19 protein-coding genes are annotated in these 21,986 nt (G+C 63.6%); 12 read left to right on the top strand and 7 right to left on the bottom strand.

The window, feature by feature from the left end:
- The first annotated feature begins 198 nt into the window (after window positions 1-198).
- Both NLM25_RS13595 and NLM25_RS13590 read left to right on the top strand, forming a co-directional pair.
- On the top strand, window positions 199-1,656 hold the full coding sequence (locus NLM25_RS13595) for a sensor histidine kinase (protein WP_254141172.1): 1,458 nt from the start codon (window positions 199-201) through the stop codon (window positions 1,654-1,656).
- Between the two features lie 22 nt (window positions 1,657-1,678).
- Window positions 1,679-2,821, top strand: a complete 1,143-nt coding sequence (locus NLM25_RS13590; protein ID WP_254137256.1) for a mandelate racemase/muconate lactonizing enzyme family protein — start codon at window positions 1,679-1,681, stop codon at window positions 2,819-2,821.
- Between the two features lie 7 nt (window positions 2,822-2,828).
- Here NLM25_RS13590 and NLM25_RS13585 read toward each other — a convergent pair whose 3' ends face one another.
- The 3 genes from NLM25_RS13585 to NLM25_RS13575 all read right to left on the bottom strand — a co-directional run bounded on the left by NLM25_RS13585 (window position 2,829) and on the right by NLM25_RS13575 (window position 5,758).
- Window positions 2,829-3,293 (bottom strand): DoxX family protein, encoded by a 465-nt coding sequence (locus NLM25_RS13585; RefSeq protein ID WP_254137255.1) that lies wholly within the window; start codon window positions 3,291-3,293, stop codon window positions 2,829-2,831.
- Window positions 3,294-3,363: 70 nt separating this feature from the next.
- Window positions 3,364-4,722 carry an MFS transporter gene (locus tag NLM25_RS13580; protein ID WP_254137254.1) on the bottom strand — a complete coding sequence of 453 codons (1,359 nt, stop codon included), beginning with the start codon at window positions 4,720-4,722 and terminating at the stop codon, window positions 3,364-3,366.
- Window positions 4,691-5,758, bottom strand: a complete 1,068-nt coding sequence (locus NLM25_RS13575; protein ID WP_254137253.1) for an amidohydrolase family protein — start codon at window positions 5,756-5,758, stop codon at window positions 4,691-4,693. Before NLM25_RS13575 ends, NLM25_RS13580 begins: the two co-directional genes overlap by 32 nt.
- Window positions 5,759-5,923: 165 nt before the next feature.
- Here NLM25_RS13575 and NLM25_RS13570 point away from each other — a divergent pair, with 165 nt between their 5' ends.
- A complete protein-coding gene (locus NLM25_RS13570; protein WP_254117282.1) occupies window positions 5,924-6,478 on the top strand; it encodes a MarR family winged helix-turn-helix transcriptional regulator in 555 nt (184 codons plus the stop codon).
- Window positions 6,479-6,499: 21 nt separating this feature from the next.
- Complete coding sequence (locus NLM25_RS13565) at window positions 6,500-7,711, top strand: 3-hydroxybenzoate 6-monooxygenase (RefSeq protein ID WP_254137252.1); 1,212 nt, start codon at window positions 6,500-6,502, stop codon at window positions 7,709-7,711.
- Between the two features lie 50 nt (window positions 7,712-7,761).
- Here the strand turns inward: NLM25_RS13565 and NLM25_RS13560 are convergent, their stop codons facing one another.
- Together NLM25_RS13560 and NLM25_RS13555 are read right to left on the bottom strand one after the other, a co-directional pair.
- Window positions 7,762-8,127, bottom strand: coding sequence for a hypothetical protein (locus NLM25_RS13560; RefSeq protein ID WP_254117280.1), 366 nt, complete (start codon window positions 8,125-8,127; stop codon window positions 7,762-7,764).
- Window positions 8,127-10,370: a TonB-dependent siderophore receptor gene (locus NLM25_RS13555; protein WP_309143597.1), complete on the bottom strand. Its 2,244-nt coding sequence runs from the start codon at window positions 10,368-10,370 to the stop codon at window positions 8,127-8,129. The genes NLM25_RS13560 and NLM25_RS13555 overlap by 1 nt, the downstream gene beginning before the upstream one ends.
- 346 nt (window positions 10,371-10,716) lie before the next feature.
- Here NLM25_RS13555 and NLM25_RS13550 point away from each other — a divergent pair, with 346 nt between their 5' ends.
- Both NLM25_RS13550 and NLM25_RS13545 read left to right on the top strand, forming a co-directional pair.
- The gene (locus NLM25_RS13550) at window positions 10,717-11,379 is read left to right on the top strand and encodes a response regulator transcription factor (protein ID WP_254137250.1); all 663 of its coding nucleotides are present in this window, start codon (window positions 10,717-10,719) and stop codon (window positions 11,377-11,379) included.
- Complete coding sequence (locus NLM25_RS13545; protein WP_254137249.1) at window positions 11,376-12,689, top strand: ATP-binding protein; 1,314 nt, start codon at window positions 11,376-11,378, stop codon at window positions 12,687-12,689. The genes NLM25_RS13550 and NLM25_RS13545 overlap by 4 nt, the downstream gene beginning before the upstream one ends.
- A 1-nt stretch (window position 12,690) precedes the next feature.
- Here NLM25_RS13545 and NLM25_RS13540 read toward each other — a convergent pair whose 3' ends face one another.
- A complete protein-coding gene (locus NLM25_RS13540) occupies window positions 12,691-13,422 on the bottom strand; it encodes a cytochrome c biogenesis CcdA family protein (RefSeq protein ID WP_254117277.1) in 732 nt (243 codons plus the stop codon).
- 205 nt (window positions 13,423-13,627) lie between these two features.
- Window positions 13,628-13,894 (bottom strand): hypothetical protein, encoded by a 267-nt coding sequence (locus NLM25_RS13535; RefSeq protein ID WP_254117276.1) that lies wholly within the window; start codon window positions 13,892-13,894, stop codon window positions 13,628-13,630.
- 482 nt (window positions 13,895-14,376) lie between these two features.
- Between NLM25_RS13535 and NLM25_RS13530 the strand changes: the two genes are divergently transcribed.
- From NLM25_RS13530 to NLM25_RS13505, 6 genes are all read left to right on the top strand, one after another.
- Window positions 14,377-15,426 (top strand): LysR family transcriptional regulator, encoded by a 1,050-nt coding sequence (locus NLM25_RS13530; RefSeq protein WP_254117275.1) that lies wholly within the window; start codon window positions 14,377-14,379, stop codon window positions 15,424-15,426.
- Window positions 15,427-15,456: 30 nt separating this feature from the next.
- Window positions 15,457-15,828, top strand: a complete 372-nt coding sequence (locus NLM25_RS13525; protein WP_212483101.1) for a helix-turn-helix domain-containing protein — start codon at window positions 15,457-15,459, stop codon at window positions 15,826-15,828.
- A gap of 293 nt (window positions 15,829-16,121) precedes the next feature.
- Window positions 16,122-17,465 (top strand): murein L,D-transpeptidase, encoded by a 1,344-nt coding sequence (locus tag NLM25_RS13520; RefSeq protein WP_254137248.1) that lies wholly within the window; start codon window positions 16,122-16,124, stop codon window positions 17,463-17,465.
- Between the two features lie 110 nt (window positions 17,466-17,575).
- Window positions 17,576-18,397 carry an enoyl-CoA hydratase gene (locus NLM25_RS13515; protein ID WP_254137247.1) on the top strand — a complete coding sequence of 274 codons (822 nt, stop codon included), beginning with the start codon at window positions 17,576-17,578 and terminating at the stop codon, window positions 18,395-18,397.
- Window positions 18,398-18,788: 391 nt separating this feature from the next.
- Window positions 18,789-19,988: a serine hydrolase gene (locus NLM25_RS13510; protein ID WP_254137246.1), complete on the top strand. Its 1,200-nt coding sequence runs from the start codon at window positions 18,789-18,791 to the stop codon at window positions 19,986-19,988.
- Between the two features lie 184 nt (window positions 19,989-20,172).
- On the top strand, window positions 20,173-21,855 hold the full coding sequence (locus NLM25_RS13505; RefSeq protein ID WP_254137245.1) for an NAD(P)/FAD-dependent oxidoreductase: 1,683 nt from the start codon (window positions 20,173-20,175) through the stop codon (window positions 21,853-21,855).
- The last annotated feature ends 131 nt before the right edge of the window (window positions 21,856-21,986 follow it).

The following is a 21,986-nucleotide window of genomic DNA, read 5'->3' as shown; positions in this document are numbered from 1 at the left end:
AAGCGCCGGCGTCCCGGACTGCGCTGCAACATCGCGTCTCCGGGCTGCTCGCCGCTGCGAAAATCGTGGCGCGGGGCAAGTCCCGCCCGTATGGTCTCCCCAAAATCATAATCCGGCGCCCCTGCGCTGGAACCGGGACGTCCGCGTTTGTCAAAGCTCACCCTGCCGGTTCGGCTCGCTCTCCTGGTCACGGGAACGATGTTGCCGCTGATCGTCTTCGCGGTCGGTATTGTCGTCTACAATTACAAGCAGGACCGCAACGACGCGACCCGCCGCGTGCTGGAGAACGTACGCAGCATGCGCCTCGTGCTGGACTCCGAGGTGCAGCGGATGACCGGCGGCCTGCAGGTGCTTGCGCTGACGAATTCGCTGCGCAACGACGACTTCCAGAACTTCCGCCGCATCGCGCTCGGTTTCGTCGAGCAATATGGCAAGGGCGGCCTTGTGCTGATCTCCGACCGCAAGGGCCGGCTGGTGTTCTCCTCGACGACGGAGGACACTGCGAGCCTGCCGCCGCGCGGCAATCTCGAGACCATCGAAAAGGTGTTTGCGACCAGGTCGCCGCAATATTCCGACCTGTTCACGGGCGCCATCAATGGCCGGCAGGTGCTCACCGTCGAGGTCCCGGTGTTTCGCAACGGCGAGGTGATCTACGACCTCTGCTTCAGCCCGCCGGTCAGCATCTTTCAGGAGCTGGTGGAGAAGCAGCGGCCCGACCGGTTTTGGACGGTGTCTCTGCTCGACACCAAGGGCATTGTATTCGCAAGGACGCCGAACCCCAGTGAGACATTCGGCAAGCGCGCGTCCCCTTCGCTTTATGACGAGATGTTCCGCAGCAGCGAGGCATCGCTCCCGACGGTGTCGCTCGACGGCGTCGCGCTGGCCGCAGCCTACACGCGATCGCAACTGACGGGCTGGACGGTCGCCGCCGGTGTCGCCGAGAGCTCGCTGATCGCCCCGCTCTGGCGCAACATCGCGATCACCAGTCTGATCGGCGGCATCCTGCTGCTGACCGGCCTGACCTTCGCGGTCAGGATGGCGACCACGATCGCGCGCGGCGAGATGCTGCACAATCTGCTGATCGACGAGCTCAACCATCGCGTCAAGAACACGCTGGCCCTGATGCAGGCGATCGCGGTGCAGACCTTCCGAAGTTCGAGCCGCGAGGAGCGGACCAAGTTCGAGGGCCGGCTCGGCGCGCTCGCCGAGGCGCATAATCTCCTCAGCCAGGAGAAATGGGCGGGCTCGGAGCTCAGGGACGTGATCTTGCGCGTGCTCCAGCCGTTCCTGCTGAGCAATCCCGATCGCATCCGCATGGCCGGCCCCGCCGTGCCGCTGTCGCCGCGGCTCGCCGTGGTGCTGTCGATGATCGTGCACGAGATCGCCACCAACGCCGCGAAATACGGCGCGCTGTCGAACGAGGCCGGCCGGGTGACGCTGGAATGGGAGGTCATCGCCGACACGCCGAAGCCGCGGCTGCGGCTGATCTGGAGCGAGATCGGCGGACCGCCGGTGACGGCGCCGGTGCAGCGCGGTTTCGGCTCGCGCCTGATCGAGCGCAGCGCGCGCGACCAGCTCGGCGGCGAGGCAACCGTCGACTTCCTGCCGCGCGGCGTGGTCTGCACGGTGACATGCGTGCTGGACGAGGCGCGGTAAACGGACTGAAGGAACATCGGCGATGAAGATCACCAAGGTGCGCACGCACATCCTCGAAGCAAAGCTCTCGCAGCCCTTCGCCTATTCGCGCGCCTGGTACGACACGCGCACCGCGATGCTGGTCGAGATCGAGACCGATGATGGCCTGACCGGCTGGGGCGAATGCTACGGCCCGGCGCGGATGACGGCGGCGGTGGTGCAGAGCATCGCGCCCTGGCTGGTCGGCGAGGATCCGCTGCGCACCGACGTGCTGTGGCAGACGATCTACGCACGCTTGCGCGATCACGGCCAGAAGGGTGTCGTGATCCAGGGGCTGAGCGGCATCGACATCGCGTTGTGGGACGTCAAGGGCAAGCATTTTAGCGTGCCCGCGCATCAGCTTCTTGGCGGCGCCGCCCGCAAGGAGGTTGCCACCTATGCGACCGGCCTCTACCGGCGCAGATCGGGAGATCCGCTCGCATATCTGCCGGAGGAAGCGGCCGGCTATGCCGCGGAAGGTTTTCGTGCCGTGAAGCTGAAGGTCGGCTTCGGCATCCAGGAGGATGCCGCGGTCACGCGCGCCGTGCGGGAGGCGATCGGCGGCGATGTCGCGCTGATGGTCGATGCGAACCACGCCTACGACGCGGTCGCGGCGATCCGGCTCGGCCGCCTGATCGAGCGCGACGACATCGGCTGGTTCGAGGAGCCGGTGCCGCCGGAGGACGTCGCCGGCTATCGCGCCGTGCGGTCCGCGCTGACGATTCCGATCGCCGGCGGCGAGTGCGAATTCACGCGCTTCGGCTTCCGCGACCTGTTCACCTCGCATGCGCTCGACATCGCCCAACCCGACACCTGCGCGGCCGGAGGCCTGTCCGAATGCAAGAAGATCGCCGACATGAGCGAGGCCTTCGGCATCCGCTACAATCCGCATGTCTGGGGCACCGGCATCGCGATCGCGGCCTCGCTCCAGCTTCTCGCCGTGCTGCCGTCACACACGCCGACCTCGCTTGCACCGCTCGAGCCGATGCTCGAATTCGACCGCACCGAGCATCCGATCCGTCAGGCGATCCTGAAAGATCCGATCGAGCACGAGAAAGGCGTGGTGCGGGTGCCCGATGGCCCCGGTCTCGGCATCGAGATCGACCGCGCCGCGCTGGCGCGGTTCGCGGTCAGCTCGTCGGAATAGCCAAGGATCACGTCAGCCGGGGGGCACCTTTGGAGCCGGGCCTGATCGCGGCCTGCACGGCGTAGACGCCCGGTCCGTAATAAGCGACGAGCGCAAGGCCACCCAGCAGGCCGAGATTTTTCAGGAAGTTGATGGTCTGCATCACCACCTGCGCTTCGGGCGCGGCCCAGAAATTGTGAAACATCAGCGTGGCCGCGATGGTGAACGGGATCAGCACCGCTGCCGCCGGACGCGCGAACAGGCCGAGCAACAGGGCCGTGCCACCTCCGAGTTCAACCGCAATCGCGCCGGCTGCGAGAACGACGCCCAGCCCGTCTGCTCCTCCCGGAAGCCTGCTCGCGGTCGCGGCAAATGCCAGCACCTTGCCGACGCCGCTGTAGAGAAACAGCGGTGCGATCGCGATGCGTGCGAACAGAAGCACCCAGTCATCGAGCGGGCCTGCGGTCGCGGCGGAACGGGTGGATGTCGGCATTTCGGATCTCCTCTGGTGAAGCCTGGCAGTCAAGGCACGGCCGGTGATTGTCGATCGGACCCGCGCCTCATCACTCCGCGGGTGCGATGTCGGCGCGTGGCAGACGCGTTGCCGCGGCGAGACCAAGCGATCCGATCGCCAGCGCGCCGACGATGGATGCGCCGCCGATGGCCCAGAACACGGCGTCGGGTCCACCGGTCACCTGCTGCAGCAGACCGATGACATAGGGGCCAAGGATCGCTCCTACCCGGCCGACGCCCAATTCCATCCCGACGCCGCTGGCGCGGAAACAGGTCTCGTATGAGCCGGCGGTGAAATTGTTGAGCACGTGCTGCGCGCCGATGATGCAGAAACCCGCAACGGCCACGATGGCGAGATTGACGCCATGACCGCTGACGAAGACGAGCGCCAGCACGGCAATGCCGCCGGTCAACCACCAGGTCGCGAGGTAACGGGGCGTCAGCGAGAAATTGCGGTCGGCCAGCATGGCGAGCGTGAGGCCGCCGATGAACGACATCGCCTGCATCAGGGCGCCGAAGCCGAATGACGCCGCAAAGGTCTCGCCGCGCTTGAGCATCACCGTCGGAATCCAGCCCGTCAGTCCGAAGATCGCGAACAGGCTGAGGAAGGCGGTGATCCAGATGGTCAGCGAAACGCTGCGGTAGCGCGGGCTCAGCAAAGCTCCGATCGTGTGCTGCGGCCGCGGATCGTCATGCGATGCGAACGTGGCATTCTGGTAGACGGCCGCCCGCTCGGGCCGCAGCCGCGCCAGCAGGGCACGCAATTCCGGGACCCGCGACCTTGCCGCCAGGAATTGCGGGCTTTCCGGCAGGATCGCGTGCGCCACGAAGGTCAGCGGGATCGACAGCGCGCCAATATAATAGAGGATCTGCCAGCCGTGCTGCGGCGTCAGGAACACGCCGACGAGACCGGCGCAGACGCCCCCGAGCGACCAGCCCAGCGTCACGCCCCACAGCGAGAACGTATTGCTGACTCGCTTGGGCGCGAGCTCGTTGATGAACGTCGTTCCCAACGGCAGCAGCACCCCGAGGCCGAGCCCGGTGACGAAACGCAAAGCGCAATAGCTCCAGAAATCGTTCGCCAGCAACGCCGTCAGTAATGTGAAGACGTTGACGATCCACAAGCCAGCGAGCAGCGTGCCGCGGCGGCCGAAGCGATCCGCCACGCTGCCATGACCGATCGCGCCGAACAGGAATCCGACGAGACCCGAACTCACCAGAAACCCGGCCTGGCTTGGTGCGAGTCCCCAGGGCTGCATGACGTAGTGGATGACATAGGCCGGATTGAAGGTGTCATAGCCGTCGAACAGGGTGATGAGCGTGATCAGGATACCAAGCAGCTTGTGGAACGGCCCGATCGCGGCTCCGGATAGTTCTTCATGCACGTCGATTTCGGACGAGATGCTCACGGGGTTCCTCCATTGATAGCGATTGCGCCTTCTGCTCTGTGGCAGATTGGGTCATTGTGTTTCCAAGCCCGAACAGGGCGCGGGCGTTGTCACGACCGATCTTGATGCGGTCGCCTTCGGAGATCGTCGCGTTGTCGAACCAGTCGGCGGCGTGGTCGATGTTCTCGAACGGCCAGTCGGCGGAAAAGAGAATGCGGTCGGCGCCGATCTCGAGCATCGCGTCGATCAGCGTCTGGGTGCGAAAATTGCCCGACGTTGTGATGTAGAAATTTTCGCGGAAATAGTCGGCGATCTTGCGCCGCGCGGGATAGGCATTCTGAGTCCGCATCCACTTGTTGTGATTGTCGACCCGCCACATCGAGTACGGCAGCCCCTCCCCCATGTGGCCGAGGATGACCTGAAGCCGCGGATGCTGGTCGAACAGTCCAGACCCCATCAGGCGCAGGGCATGGACCGCGGTCTCCTGCCCGAAAGCCCAGGTCGGTCCCAGCAGCCAGCGGTGCCCCTCGTAGATCGCCGCGTCCTTCGCAAGCGGATTGCGCGGGTGCAGGTAGAAGGGAACGCCGAGGCGCTCGACTTCCGACCAGAACGGCCAGAACTCCTTGCGGTCGTAATAGATCGCATGATCGGTGCCGGCGAGTTCGCTGAAGCCATTGACCAGCGCTCCGCGAAATCCAAGCGTGCCCACGCTGCGATCGAGCTCGCGCGCGGCCGCGTCGGGATCCTGCATCGGCAGCGCTGCGAGGCCCTGGAAGCGATCCGGCCGCTTGGCGACCTGCTCGGCGAGGAAGTCATTGGCGCGGCGTGACAGCTCGAGCGCACGGCTGCGGTCCGGAATAGCCTGGACGGCCGGCGCATTCAGCGACAGCAGCATCATCTCGATGCCGTGCGCGTCCATCTCCGCAAGCCGCCGGTCGTGAATGTCGAGCAGCCGCGCCTCGAGCTCACGCCAGTCGTCGGCCGGCGCGAAGCCCGCGCTGTCCTGAACGGTCCCCGGAAGCGCGAAGTGCTCCTCGAGCGCAATCTTTCCCTGCATGGCGTCGTTCCTTCGGCTCTGCTTTCGGCGTTGACAAAGCAAAGCACCTGATCCAAATACTTGTCAATGAGAAAGTTGTAAATGCAAATGATTGATATGCAAATATTGCTAATGCGAAGATTGACGCTTATTCCGGGCGGAGTTCTCCCGCCAGGATCCAAGTCCATGTATCGATTTTCGAATTCGCTGCCCTATCTGCTCGCCCGGCTCGGCGTTCGCATGGGCGACCTCTTCGCGCGCGTGATCCGTCACGAGAAGTTGACGCTTCCGATGTACCGCGTGCTAGCCGCACTGTCGGAGCAGGGCCATCCGTTGCGGCTCGGAGAGATCGCCGAGCTGACGTCCGCCGACGTCTCCACCTTGTCGCGCATCGTCGCGGAGATGAGTCGCGCGGGCCTCCTGACACGCGACCGGCCCGAGAACGACCAGCGCAGCCTCCAGGTCGTGCTAACGCCCAAAGGCGCCGAGCTGGCGGGGCGGCTGATGCCGCTCGCCGCCTATTATGAGGAAGTCGCAACCGGCAGCATGTCCGCCAAGGAAGCAGCGGAGCTCAAGCGCGTGCTGGTCGAGCTCTACAAGAACATCGATCGGCTCGAGCAGGAAGTCGAAGCCGGATTGATCAAGGTGCCCCCGTCGGCGCGGCCCAAGGACGTCCGTGACGAGCAACCGGAGGCACGCGCCAGGGCGAGGCAGCCCCGCGCCAAGACATCAAGAAAATAGGGAAACCACCGAGGAGAGGACATGCGACAGGATCCCATCATCATTGCCGGCGGCGGCATCGGCGGACTTGCAGCCGCAATCGCACTGGCACAGAAGGGTTTTCAGGTCATCGTCCTGGAACGCGCACCGCGCTATCAGGAGATCGGCGCCGGCATCCAGCTTGGTCCCAACGCATTCCACGCCTTTGATCGCCTGGCACTCGGCGATGCCGTGCGCTCGATCGCGGTCTTCATCGATCAGCTCCGGCTGATGGACGCGATCTCGGCGGAAGAAATCACCAGCATCGATCTGACCAGCTATTTCCGCAAGCGCTTCGGCAATCCCTACGCCGTGGTTCACCGCGGCGATCTTCACGGCATCCTCGTCCGCGTCTGCGAGGCGCACCCGTCCGTCACGCTGCGCTCCGATTGCGACGTCGTCGGCTACGAGCAGAACGGCAGTTCGGCAACGGCGCTGCTCAAATCCGGCGAGCGCGTCGCCGGGTCCTTCTTGATTGCCGCGGACGGGCTCCGGTCCCGCATTCGCCAGCAGATGGTCGCCGACGGCGCGCCACGGGTCGCGGGCCACACCACCTATCGTTCGGTCATCCCGACCGAGCAGATGCCGGAATATCTGCGCTGGAACGCCGCGACGTTGTGGGCCGGCGCCAAGTGCCATCTCGTGCATTACCCGCTCTCGGGCTGGAAAGTGTTCAATCTCGCGATCACCTGCCACAACGATCCCGCCGAGGCGTTCGCGGCGAAGCCCGTGACCCACGAGGAGGTGCTCGAAGGTTTCCGGGACGTGCACCCGCGCGCCAAGGCGATCATTCATCATGGGAGGGACTGGAAGGCGTGGGTGACCTGCGATCGCGATCCGACCGATCGCTGGATCGACGGGCGCGTCGTTCTCCTCGGCGACGCCGCGCATCCGATGCTGCAATATTTCGCGCAAGGGGCCTGCATGGCGCTGGAAGACGCCGTCTGCCTCGCGGACGAGCTCGACGCGACGGAAGGCGATGTCGCCCACGCGCTGGAGCGATACCGCAATGCCCGGATGCTGCGTACCGCGCGCGTCCAGCTTCAGGCCCGGGAGCTCGGCGACCACGTCTATCATCCGGCCGGCGTCCACGCGCTGCTGCGCAATCAGCTCATGCGCGAGACGAGCCTGGAGCGCTTCTGCGATAATCTCGCCTGGCTCTACCAGTCGCCATTTTCGGAAAGGACGCCGGATGCGGCAAGGCGGGTCGCGTAGCGCTGAGCCGGTGCGCTTCGCCCTACGGGACCCAAGAGTGCCCGCCCCCATCAATTCGGCGGCACGTCGATCGGCACAAGAAACGCAAAGCCATATTTAGCGTCTTCGCCGCGCACCTCATCGAGGCCGCGTCCAAGTTCCACCGCGGCGATCTCCGCGGGAAGTGCGAGTCTGACATGCCGGACATCATCCGGGCGCAGCAGAGGCTTCCCGGCCGAACGCATACTCTCCAACTCCTCGACGAACCAGGCCTCCTGCACCCGCGTTCGGGCGGAGTGCAGCGACCTCGCCGAGAACGCCAGAACGGGCCGCTGATTGATCTCCAGCACGAAGCAAGGTTGTCGCGCCGCCTCTGCGGCGCGATTGCTCTTGCGTGCTGCCGACCTGCCCTCGGCCCGGCTGCCTGTACGCGTCATCAGAAGTTGGCCGTTGCTGACAATCTGAACACACGCGGAGACCCCGGCGTGATGTTGTTATTCCCGTCGGCCGTCGAATAGTATTTCCGGTCGAGGAGATTTTCGATGTTGAGCTGGGCACGCCAGGTCTTGTCGAGCCTGAAGTAGACCGCGGCATCCACCCGCGTGAACTCCGGGATCAGTACGGTATCGTCGGATGATGCAAAGAAGTTCGAGTAGTGGATCACACCGAGGCCCGCGGCCCACTGCTCCGTGAACTGGTACTTGTTCCACAGAGAGAACGTATTGTACGGGACAAGCCCCACGCGGTTGCCGGCAAGAATAGTCGCCGAATTGTTGCTGGTGATCCGCGCGTCCGTATAGGCGTAGCCGCCCATGACCTGCCAGGCATCCGTCACGTAGCCTGTCAACGACGCCTCGAAGCCACGGGTTTTGGTAGCGCCGCTCAAGATGAAGAACCCCGCGTTGTTGGGATCGGCGAAGCGCTGATTGGTGCGGTTCAGATCATATATCGCGGTGGCGAATTGCAGGCGCGGCAAGATGTCGTATTTGAGCCCGACCTCCCCGTTCACGAACTTCTCGGGCGCTGCGATGACGAGGCCCGGCGTCAGCACGCTGAACTGGTCGCCGGCACTCGGCAGATACGAGATGCTGTAGCTGCCGTAGATCGACAAATTCTCGAGCGGCTTGAACACGACACCGGCACGCGGCGATACCAGATCATCGACCCGATTGAGCGCGACGAGTGTGCGGCGGTCCTGCGAGGTCAGGTCGAAATGGTCGAATCGCAGCCCGCCGATCAGCTCCAGATAACGCGTGATCTCGACCTGGTCCTGCACGTAGACGGCACCAAGATTGAGCTTGTAGGTATTGTTGGCATCCGTGCCGCCGTTATTCGCGAACGTGACAGGGACATACGATGTCGGATTCCTCGGATCGATCGCGATGGTCGAGGCGACGCCGTTGAAGAGCCCGCTTTGCCGGTAGTTCAGGCCGTCCTGCCGCCCGACCTCGGCGCCGAACACGACGGTGTGGCGGATCGGGCCGGTGCCGAACTTGTAGGTGAGGTCGGTCTGGTTGAAGTAATTGGTCCGGTCAGTTTCGTTGTTGTAGGCCGACAGATTGCTGGACGTGCCGGCGGCATTCACCGCACCCGCATTGGCGCCGCCGCCCGGATAGATGTTCTGGTAGAACTTGTCGTAATTGGCGATCTGGGACGAATTCTTGATCGCCCACCCGTTCTCGAAATCGTGCTCGACGACGGCGGTTCCGATATCGACGTCGGCGAGCGCGTAGTTGAGGTTGGGATTACCAAAGAACGCGGACGACGGGGTGTCGTAGGGATAGCGCGGGAAGGCGTTTCCCGCGCGGATTTGCGAGGGGATGCCGCGATCGACCGTACGCCGGTCGTGCAAATGTTCGTAGCTCAGCTTCACCGTCGTGGTGTCGTTCGGCGCGAAGGTCACCGTGGGATTGATGCCCCAGCGCTCGAGGTTGACGAAATCGCGGTAGCTCTGCGTGTTCTCGTACATCGCGTTGAGGCGGAAGGCCCAGTTCTCGTTGATGGCCTGACCGACGTCGGTGGTCACGCGCCCGCCGGGATAGGAATTGCCGCCGACCGTCACCTCGCGAGCGGTGGTGCCGTCGGCCTCCTTCAGCACGCGATTGACGACACCGCCACCGCCGCCGCGGCCGAAGATCATCGCGTTCGGCCCCTTCAGCACTTCGAGGCGCTGGAGGTTGTAGAAATCGCGGAAATACTGGACGTCGTCGCGAATACCGTTGGTGTAGAAATCCGCGTTGCTGCGCTGGCCGCGTATGACCAGATCGTCGCGATGGGATTCGCCCTGATGATAGATCACGCCCGGCACGTAGCGGGTCGCCTCACCGATCGAGGTGAACGCCTGGTCTCTGATGAACTCCCTGGTCAGCACCGTCACCGATTGCGGCACGTCGATGAGCGGCGTATTGGTCTTCGTTGCGCTGGTGACGCTCCGCGTGAGGTAGCCTTGCTGGCCCGTGCGTGCGTCCTGATTGTTGACGCTCGGCGGCTTCTTTTCGGTTGGAGCCACTACGGCGGTGCGGCGGGTCGATCGCGCGGCGCGCGATGTGGTCGCTGTCTGAGCCCGACGGGCGCGCTGCTGCGGAGGGGAAACGCTGACCGGCGGCACGGTATTCGCTGCCTGCCCCTGCTGCGCAGAAGCTGAGCCGATCTGCATCGTCAGCCCGACACCAAACGACACTGCCGCACTCGTCGACAGCAAGATAGCACGCAAGGCCTTGCGGCCACTCCAACAACCCATATTCATCTGCAACGCCCCAAAATGTCGCGTGCCGTTCTGGAAAGACGGCTTCGCGGTCCCAAACCGAGGCGCATCTGCAATGCGAAGAATTAGATGAGGATTAGATCGGGTTTAGAATAGGTCGAGGCTCCCGGAATCCCGCACAGCAGTTTTTAGAAGTTCTAAATTTGTGCGCTGGCGGTTGACCATTTGGCCCTGGCGTCGAATGTGGCTAGATGATCAGGCCGCGGCTGACGACCGCGCCACGCAACGGCTCCCCTCCCGACAACGCGATTTTCCCAAACCAATGCGCCTTCTGCTGATCGAAGACGATCCGATGTTCGGCAAAGCGCTCGTCCGCGGATTGAAGCGAAACGGAATGACCGTGGACTGGACTCGCGACGGACACGACGGCCACGCCGCCCTGCAACGCGCCGAACACGCGATCGCCCTGCTCGATATCGGGCTGCCGGGAATGACAGGCTTCGAAATTCTCAAGGCGGCACGATCGAGGAAGGCCCCGCCCGTCCTGGTGATCACGGCTCGGGACCGGGTCGAGGACATGGTGACGGGGCTCGATCTCGGCGCCGACGACTACATCGTCAAGCCGTTCGAACTGCGCGCCCTGCTCGCCCGCATCCGCGCGATCATACGCAGGGTCAACGACCGCTCCAATTCGCTGATGAGCAGCAAGGAGATCACGCTCGATCCCTCGACTTACGTCGCGACCTTCCGCGGCATCCAGTCGACGCTGTCCGCGCGCGAATTCTCCGTGATGTACGCCCTGATGGAACGCCCCGGAACCATCCTGTCGCGCGGCCAGATCGAAAGCCGGATCTATGGCTGGAGCGACGAGGTGCAGAGCAACGCCGTCGACGTCGTCATCCACGGTTTGCGCAAGCGATACGGCAAGGACATCATCCACAACATCCGCGGCGCCGGATGGATGGTCACCAGGTCCGGGGCATGAGCTCGCTCCGCAGGACGATCACCACGCGCGCGATGTTGTTGCTGGCGGCCATCGGCCTCCTGGCAACGGCGACGTCGTTCGGCCTCGTGACCTATGAAATGAACAAGTTCCTCGACGCGCAGTTGCAAGAGATCGCGGTCAATGTCGGACCGGGCGACCGCAAGGATGCGGGCCCGCTGCTCGAAAGCGAGGACGAGGATCAGCTGGTCGTCCGCATCTGGGATCGTTCGGGCGAACTGGTGCATCGCGCGGGGCCTGCGATTGATATCCCGTGGCAGCCGGTGCCGGGACTGTCCAATGTCACCGCCGGCGGACAGGATTGGCGTATCTATCGCTGGAGCCACGCGCAGCACGACGTTCAGATCGCGCAGACCTGGAGTGCGAGACACGAGATCGCGTTGCATGCTGCGACAGGCGCGGCACTTCCCCTGTTACTTGCCATCCCGCTGGTCGGGGCTGTTCTTGGTTGGTCGATCAAGCGCACCATGGGCGGCCTGCAACGCCTGTCTGCCGAAATCGGACGGCGCAGCGTCGACGCGCAAGAGCCTCTCCGTCCGGTCGGCGTGCCGGCGGAAGTCGCTCCGCTGATCGTCGCCATCGACAAGCTCGTCGACCGTCATCGCTCGGCGCTGGAGGCCCAGCGACGGTTCGTTGCCGACGCGGCGCACGAGCTACGAACCCCGCTCGCCGCCCTCCAGATCCAGACCGAAAACCTCATCGCGGCGGATTTGCCCGGACAGACACGCGAGCTCGCGGACGAGCTTCGCGACGGCGTGAGGCGTGCGTCATATCTTGCAAGCCAATTGCTTGAAATGGCGAGGACGGAAGGCGCATCGCTCCAGAAGCGCGATGACGTCGATCTCGCCGCGCTCGCAACGTCGTTGCTCGCCGACTTCCATCCATTGGCCGAGGCACGCAACATCCAGCTCGCGATGACGGCGGATGCGCCTTGCACGATCCAGGGTGATCGCGACGCAATCGGCAAGCTGATCGGCATCCTCCTCGACAACGCCATCCGCTATTCGGAAGCAGGTGGCTCCGTGGAGCTCGGGATCGTCGATGACGGCAAGACCTGCGCACTGGAAATCGTCGACGACGGGCCGGGCATCTCCGAAGAATCGATGCCGTTCATCTACGACCGTTTCTTCAGGGCGGTGCCGCAAAGCGTCGAGGGAACCGGGCTTGGTCTTGCGATCGCCAAGTCGGCCGCCGACCGGCAGGGCTTCACACTGACGCATCGTAACCGAAACGGCGCGACCGGCATCATTGCCCGTATCGGATTTGGCAACACCGTCGCACCGACGCCGTGATCTACCCGATCGTCTGCAGCGCCGGGAACGTCTCCAGCAGCCAGATGCTCACATTCGAGACCGCGCCGGTGAGGAAGCCGATGCCGGTGATCACCATCAAGACGCCCATGGCGCGCTCGACATTGACGAGCTGACCCTTCATGCGCGCGAACAGTTTCGAGAACTGCTCGATCATCAGGGCGGCGATCAGGAAGGGAATGCCGAGGCCCGCGGAATAGACCGCGAGCAGGCCGGCCCCCTTCGTGACCGTGGCCTCCGCCGCGGCAATCGAGAGGATCGCGGCGAGGATCGGACCGATGCATGGCGTCCAGCCGAACGCGAAGGCGAGCCCCATCACATAGGCGCCCCAGAGGCCGACTGGCCTCGGTGCGGTCAGGCGCCCCTCGCGCATCAACAGGCCGATCCGCGTCAGTCCCAGGAAGTGGAGCCCCATGATGATGATGACGATGCCGGCGAGGATCGACAGCTCGGCCGACCAGGCGCGGATCAGCCCGCCAATCAGCGAGGCGCTGGCGCCGAGCGCCACGAAGACGGTGGAGAAACCGAGCACGAACAGCAGCGCCGCCATCATGATCGCGCGCTTGGAAGCCGAGGCCGGTTCCTCGCTCTCGACATGCTCGATCGTGGCCCCCGTGAGATAGATCAGATACGGCGGAACCAGGGGCAGGACGCAGGGGGAGAGGAAGCTGACGAGGCCGGCAATCAGCGCCGCCGGGATCGAAACATTTTGCATGATGTAGTCGGAGCCATCTCATGCTCGGGGCCGCGCGCGAAAATGCCCGCCGGACCAGAGCAGAACCGGCTCTGGTGTAACCCATGCCGGAGAATGCGCAACTGAGGCGCCATCAAACCAGGCTCCTCCCGATGCCGTCTGCGATCACAGATACGGCATCGGGACGCGCACAAATCTCGCCAAAAAGCGAGACTCGGCGGCGCGGCTACTTCACCACGCGGAGCAGCGGACGCCGGGGCTGGTCCTGCGTCTGCTTGGAAGGAGGCTGCGGTTCGCTTCCAGCGCTCCGCAGCATTTCGTCGCACAGCGCCTTGAGATCGGCACTGTCAATTCCTTTGAGCTTCATCCGCACATCGAGGATGACGATGGACAGCAGCTCGGCCGACTCGCGACTGTTCATCTCGTTGAGGGCCTTGCGGCACTCCTCAAGCGTTTCCAGCACCGACTGCAACTGTTCGTCTGAATGCGACACGGGCGTTCTTTCCGTTAATTCGGCCTGCGAGACGTGCTTGTGATGATCCCCTCGGCCCCCATGGGATACCGAGAATAACACGAGCCGTCCGCGCCTTCGAATATGATTTCCGTGTGTTTCTGCCTGGAAACCGTGGTTCCAGCGAACATCGCCCCGCTGAGCGAGAGGCCATTTTCGTGCCGGCCGGGAGTAAAACGCGTGGCGCTGGATGATTGATCCATTCCGCAAAGCGGCAGCTCCCGCGCATGGACGTCCAATACGGACAGCGCCGACAATCCCGCAGCCATTTCAGGGCTCGCAACGGAACTCACGCCACACCCCTCATCCGGACGATAATCCTCCGTCCGATTCCCAGCCCCTGGCAGCACTTGGATACCACCCATGCGGCGGTAAGGATGGCGTTCAAAACTCGCCAGCCCCCAACCCGCAGTGGTTGTGGTTTGCGCCAGATTCTGCCAGTTTAGCGACCCGAAGGGACTTGTATGCACTCCTTGGCGGAAAGGGGCGTTCCACTGGAGGAACGCCCAAAGATCAACATCAGCGGCCTCTCCGATTGGGATGCGGCCCGCATATTCTTGGAAGTCGTTCGATGCGGCAGCTTTCGCTCGGCGTCTGAACGCCTGTCGCTGTCGATCAACGCCGTCCGCCGCCGGATTGATGATTTCGAGCGCCAGACCGGCACCACCCTGTTCACCCGCGACGTCCACGGCACGCATCTGACCGATGAAGGCGCACTGGTCGTCTCCGCTGTCGAGCGCATGGAGGCGGCTGCCTTCGACGTGCTGCGCACCAGCGATTCGACGGCCAACGCCCTGTCCGGCGAGGTTCGGGTGGCCGTCACCGAGGGTCTCGGGACGTTCTGGCTCGCCCCGCGGCTGGTCGAATTCCAGCAGGCCTATCCGAAGATCCTGGTCGACCTGCATTGCGCGATGCGCTCGGCCGACGTCTCCCGCCACGAGGCCGACGTCGCCATCCATTTGTCGCGTCCCTCGGCGCTCGACGTCAAGCTGGTGCGGCTCGGCCGCATGCACCTGATGTTCTGGGCTTCGGAAAAATACCTCGAGAAATACGGCACGCCGCGCTCGGCCGTCGAATTGATCAAGCACCGTCTGGTGCTGCAATTCGCCGACCAGCTCGCCGCCAAGGAAACCTTCGAGAGCTTCTTCCCGGGCGTTCCGGAACGTGACCTTCTGGTCATGAAGACCAACGTCTCAAGCGCCAACTATTGGGCGGTCGCGAATGGCGCCGGAATCGGCGTCTTCCCGAGCTACGCCATTGCGCTTGGCGGGAAGTTGATTCCACTGGAGGTCGAACTGAACCGACCGCTGGATATCTGGTTGTCCTACCACCCCGGTAGCGGCAGGATTCCACGCGTGCGGCACATGATCGACTGGCTGATCGAAGCTTTCAGCCCGGCTCGCTTCCCGTGGTTTAAGGAAGAGTTCGTGCATCCTCACGAATTCAAGGACTCGTATATGGGCGAACCCCTGACCCAGCTCTTCGGGGGATTTTCAACCGAAGAACAACGGTGAGAAACGAATATGAAAACAGCGGCGAAAAGAATGAAGCAGCGCAGTGCCGGCAAGCCGGACATTGAGCTGGGCAAGCGGATCCGTCTGCGGCGCGTCGAGATGAAGATCTCGCAGGCCGAGCTCGGCGAGAAGCTCGGCGTGAGCTTTCAGCAGGTCCAGAAATACGAGAAGGGCGTCAATCGCGTCGGCGCGGCTCGGCTTCAGCAGATCGCCACCGCCCTCGATGTGCCCGTGACCTTCTTCTATGACGGCGACAACAAGGCGCGTGAAGTCGAAAGCCTGCTCTTCCTCGATTCGGCCTTCAGCCTCCGCCTGCTGCGCGCCTACAGCAAGATCAAGGACCAGACGGTGCAGCGTCAGCTCGTCTCGCTGATGGAATCGATCGCAGCGAACGAAGGCTGAGCGGATCGACGCTCTGGCCTCTGCGGCCGATGTTCAATCCGCCGCGTCGCGGGGGTGCGGCCGGATTGAACGAGACCCAGTCCGCGCGCTTGCGCGCGGCTCTCTTTTCGGGGCGGCCAAGCCGCCCCTTTTTCTTGCCGGTTTCTTGGCAATTTGCCCGCCTTTGCGCGCGGATTTCGCGAACCCATCCCGCCCCTGCCGCGACCCAATCGAGAAGCCCCGCATTGGACGCGCGGGGCTTTCGACTGCCGAGCGCCCGTCCGGGCCTCGTCCTCATGGGGAAGATGGGACACATGTCGAAACGCCATGCGATGATCGTTGCCGTCGGCGTGCTCGCGAGCGCTTCCGCACTGGCGCAAACCGAAACCACGGGACAGGCAGGCCCCAGGCCGGCAACGGCGGCCGGTACGGTGCCGGCAGCGGCGAACCCGGCCCATGCAGCCGCGCCGAAGGCTGCAGCGCCCGCTTCGACGGCGGAGAGCCGCTCCGCCGCGGCGCTCGCGCTGACGCACGAGCCAACCTATGACGAAGGCTCGGCCCAACGCATCAGGGATGCCGCACTCAGCTATTCCGACCTTGCCGTACGCGGCGGCTGGCCGGCCATCCCCGCGGATGCCAGGTTCGCCCTCGGCGTCCAGGGCACCAGCGACGAGCTGCTGCGCAAGCGGCTGATCGTCTCCGGCGATCTTTCCGCCGACAAGGCGAGCGGCGCCTTCGACCAGGAGCTTGCCGACGCGGTCAAGCGCTTCCAGGCCCGTCATGGACTGGCGCCGACCGGGACCATGACGCCGCGCACGATCGCGGCGATGAACGTCTCCGTCCAGAAGCGCATCCGGCAGCTGGAGGCTTCGCTCCAGCGGCTCGAGAACATGAATTTCGGCTTCGGCCAGCGCTATGTCGTGGTCAACATCCCCGCCGCCTTCGCCGAAGCGGTCGAGAACGATGTGGTGGTGCGGCGCTATCGCGTGATCGTCGGCAAGACCGAAAAGCCTTCGCCGACGCTGACGGCCCAGATCACCAGCGTCGTGCTCAATCCGACCTGGACGGTGCCCTCCTCGATCGCGAAGACCGAGATCTCCGCGCATATGCGCAAGGATCCGACCTATTTGTCGCGCATGCACATGGAGGTGCTCGACGCCCACGACAATCCGATCGATCCGCATTCGGTCGACTGGTCGGGTACGCACACGCCGAACTTCACCGTGCGCCAGCACAACGGCACCTTCAACGCGCTCGGCGCGGTCAAGATCGACATGCCGAACTCCTATTCGGTCTACATGCACGATACCAACCAGCGCAACCTGTTCAACGACGACTACCGCTTCGATTCCCACGGCTGCTCGCGTGTCGACAATGTGCGCGATCTCGCCGCGTGGCTGCTGAAGGACCAGCCGAAATGGACCCGCGCCGCGATCGACGCGGAGATTGCGAGCGGCCAGCACCTCGACGTCGCCATGGCGAAGAAGGTGCCGGTTGCCTGGATCTATCTCACGGCCTGGATGACCAAGGACCAGACCGTCCAGTTCCGCAACGACGTCTATAACCAGGACGAGCAGCTCCTGGAGGCGACCGCCGAGGAGGCGGCGTTCTTCAGCAATGCCGGCAATCACCCGCTCACCGCGCACATGACGCGCTAGAGCAATGCAATCGCGGTACAGGCGGATGCAAAGCCGCCTCCCTTGCCGCGGTTGACCCCGGCCGCCCCTCGGCCACACATTGCGCCTTACCAACGACCAGTGAGCGCGCGATGCCCGACATGTCCAGCACCACCGAAACGCCTTACGCCGACGGCAAGATCCTCAAGCACGCAACCAGCGGCGTCGGCGTGATCACCTTCAACAATCCCGACAAGCGCAATGCGATGTCGCTGGAGATGTGGGAGGGATTTGGCGAGGCGCTGACGAGCCTGCGCGACGACGACACGGTGCGCGTCGTCATCCTGCGCGGCGCAGGCGGCAAGGCATTCGTCTCCGGCGCCGACATCAGCCAGTTCGAGAAGACCCGCCACAACGCGGCGGCGTCCGAGGAATATGCCAAGCGCAGCGCCGCTCAGCGCGCGCTGCTCGCCGATTATCCCAAGCCGACGGTTGCCTGTATCCAGGGCTTTTGCCTCGGCGGCGGCATGCAGGTCGCGATGCTCGCCGACATCCGCATTGCGGCACATGGCAGCCAGTTCGGCATTCCCGCGGCAAAACTCGGCATCGCCTATGGCTATGACGGCTTGAAGCATCTGGTGTCGCTGGTCGGCCCGTCCTGGGCGCGGCTTCTGATGTACACGGGCATGCGCATCGATGCGGCGGAGGCGCTGCGCATTGGCCTCGTCGAGCGCCTGTTTCCGGACGATCAGCTCTGGGGCGAGACCATGGCGATTGCCGCAACGATCTCGCAGAACGCGCCACTCGCAATCAAGGCCGCCAAGCTCACCATCGCGCAAGTGCTGAAGGACGAAAGCGGACGCGACATGGACGCGATCAAGGCGATCGGCAATGCCTGCATGGACAGCGCGGATTTCCGCGAGGGCCGCCAGGCCTTCATGGAAAAGCGCAAGCCGCAGTTTTGGGGGAAATAACCTCGGCGTCCGGTCACGTCAAACCAAGCAGCGCCAATGCAATGACTGACCCTGCCGATTGACGAGCAATACGGCCGGGGCAGATCAGTGTCAGCCTCACTGACCAGCCTCTGAAAAATCAAAAAATCATCGGAGTGGTCGATCGGAGGAAAACGGTCTACGTTCCCAGCGCTCGGTCGAACTGCGATGCTGACCTGGAGCCACCTCATGATCAAGACTCCAGTCGTTAATGTTGCCAGAACTGCGGCGGGATTTCGTTCGCGCACTCTCATCGGGGCCATCGGCTCCGCACCCAACTTCAATACGTCCCAACCGTCTATGTCATTCGGCGCGAACCGCCAACGGACTGCCGAGAAGCACGTGATCAAACTTGGCAACGGGAGAAACGCCTATGGGTAGCAATCTGAAAAGCGCATGTGACGGGATTCTGCAAAAAGTCGTGACTGGAAAGGACCGCGTTCCCGGCGTGGTAGCGATGATCACGGATCGCTCGGCCAACGTCTATGAAGGCTCGGCCGGCGAGCGTAGCCTTGGCGGACGCCAGGCAATGACGACCGATACCGTGTTCGCGATCTTCTCGACCACGAAGGCCATCACCGGCACGGCGGTCCTGCAATGCGTCGAGGACGGCAAGCTCGACCTGGATGGCCCCGCCAAGAACTACGTGCCCGATATCGGCAAGCTCGAGGTACTCACCGGGTTCGATGCCAAGGGCAATCCGAAGCTGCGAGCTCCGAAGCGCGACATCACGACCCGCATGCTAATGCTGCACACCGCCGGCCTTGGCTACGATTTCTTCAATGCCAATTACCTTCGCTTGGCGCAGGAGCGCGGCCAACCGAGCGTGGTGACCTGCTCGAAGGCATCACTGAACACGCCGCTGCTGTTCGATCCTGGCGACAAATGGGAATATGGCAGCAACATCGACTGGGCCGGCCAGGTCGTCGAAAGCATCCGCGGCAAGCGCCTCGGCGAGGTGATGAGGGAGCGAATCTTTGCGCCGCTCGGCATGGAGGACATCGGCTTTTCGCTGACCCCTTCGATGCGTTCGCGCCTCGCCACGATCCACCAACGCGAAGCCGACGGATCGCTGACTCCACTCCCCGATATGCAACTGCCGCCTGAGCCCGAGGTCCACATGGGCGGCCACGGTCTCTATGGCTCGATCGGCGAGTACATGAAATTCGTTCGCATGTGGCTGAACGACGGAGCCGGATCGGAGGGTCGTGTGCTCAAGAAAGAAACGGTCGAGGCCGCCGTCCGGAACGGCCTGCAGGCACATCAGACCGTCACGATGCTACCCGGCATCATTCCGAGCCTGTCGAACGATGCCGAGTTCTTTCCCGGCCTGAAGAAGTCCTGGTGCTTGACTTTCATGGTGAACGACGAGGACGCGCCGACCGGCCGCCCGGCCGGAGCGATCGGTTGGGCTGGACTCGCCAACACGTTCTACTGGATCGATCGCAAGAACGGGTTCGGCGGGTACTGGGCGACGCAAATCCTGCCGTTCGGCGACCCGACTTCCTTCGGCGGCTACATGGACTTCGAAACTGCCGCCTACGCGACCGGTGAGGCGCGCGCCGCGGCGTAGTGCCGTGCGAGCGCCTACCTGCACCCACGGCGCCTCCGCTTTCCACTCGATGGAGCGAGCGCGCCGTGGCGCGGGCTCTCCGATGGCGCCGAGCTTTTGTTCTTCTCCCGCAGGCCGGCTCCTGCACAAGGCGAAGAACACTGAACACGAATGCAGGGAGAATTCTCACAACGCGAGGTAGGTCATGACAAATATTGAATCCGCGCAACGGGCTGGCGCGAGAGCCGACTTCGATGCGATCATCATCGGCGCCGGGTTCTCCGGCATGTATATGCTACATTCGCTGCGCGACAAGCTTGACTTGAACGTTACGGTGTTCGAGGCCGGCGACGGTGTCGGCGGCACCTGGTACTGGAATCGTTATCCCGGCGCGCGCTGCGACTCCGACAGCTACATTTACTGTTACACTTTCGACAAGAACCTGTTGCAGGAGTGGAACTGGTCCGAGCGCTATCCGGAGCAGGACGAGATCCTGCGCTACCTCGAGCACTGCGCCGATCGCTTCGACCTGAAGCCCGACATCCAGTTCGGCAAGCGCGTCGTCGAAGTCCTCTTCGATGAGGACACGGAGCTGTGGACCGTACGCACCGACAAAGGCGACGCCGTGACGGCACGCTACGTCATCCCAGCCGTCGGGGCTCTGTCGACCGCGAACGTACCATCGATCGAGGGGCTGAGCTCGTTCAAGGGCAAGTGCTACCACACGAGCCAGTGGCCGCACGATGGTGTCGACTTCACCGCGAAGCGTGTAGGCGTCATCGGCACGGGCGCCACCGCGGTGCAGGCGATTCCAGAGATTGCGCAGCAGGCCAAGCACTTGACCGTATTCCAGCGCACGCCGAACTTCTGCGTACCGGCCCGCAACGGCCGTGTCGATCCCGAGGTTACCAGGGCGCGCAAGGCCGATTACGACGGAATCCGGCAGCGCATCAAGGATTCCTTCTTCGGGTTCGAGCTGAATTTCATACCGCAGTCGGTGCTCGAGACAACGCCCGAGGAACGCGAGAAGCAGTTCGACAAGATGTGGGATGCGGGCGGCTTCGCCTTCTGGCTGGCGAACTATCAGGACATGTTTTTTTCCAAGGAGGCGAACGACGTCATCGCCGACTACCTCAAGCGAAAGATCCACTCGGTCGTCAACGACCCGGCGATCGCCGAGAAGTTGACGCCGAAGTCTTATCCCTACGGCACCAAGCGCCAACCGTTGGACACCAACTATTTTGAGACCTTCAATAAGAAGAACGTAACGCTGGTGGATGCGAGCACCGACGGTTCTATCGAGAAGATCACGCCGAATGGCATTCAAGCGGGCGGCAAGGAGTATCCGCTCGACATCATCGTCATCGCCACCGGCTTCGACGCAATGACCGGCCCGCTGAAGAACCTTGGTATCAAGGGTCGCGGCGGCCGGACGCTGGCGCAAGAATGGGCGGATGGCCCACAGACCTATCTTGGCCTGGCGATCGCCGGCTATCCCAACCTGTTCACGATCACCGGTCCGCAGAGCCCCTCGGTGCTGTCGAACATGCCGGTCTCGATAGAGCAACATGTCGAATGGATCACCGAATGCATCGCCCACATGCGAAGAAACAAACTAACGACGATTGAGGCGAGCCCGCAGGCGCAGGACGCATGGGGCGCCCACGTCGCCGAAATCGTGAACTCGACCCTCATGCCCGGTGCCAATTCCTGGTACATGGGCGCCAACATAGAAGGCAAGCCGCGTCGATTCATGCCCTATCTCGGTCCGGAGGGCGTGGGCGGATACCGCAGAAAGTGCGCCGAGGTCGCAGAAAAGGGCTACGAGGGCTTCGTATTCAAAAGCACTGGCCAAAGCGGGACCGTGCACACGATTGCGGCCGAGTAAACTCAACGAGCCGTGACCGGGCGCTGCGTTCAATGTCGCGGCTCCCGTCACGGCGCGCTGATGATATCCGTTCAGGGCGCTAAAGCGGACGTAGTCGGGACATCGTCCGGCTTACTCATGGTCTCCCGGCC

It is taken from the genome of Bradyrhizobium sp. CCGB01 (genome assembly GCF_024199795.1).
Taxonomy (GTDB): Bacteria; Pseudomonadota; Alphaproteobacteria; order Rhizobiales; family Xanthobacteraceae; genus Bradyrhizobium.
The sequence above is the reverse complement of the archived record's forward strand: the minus strand, read 5'-3'. Positions and strand labels throughout refer to the sequence as shown.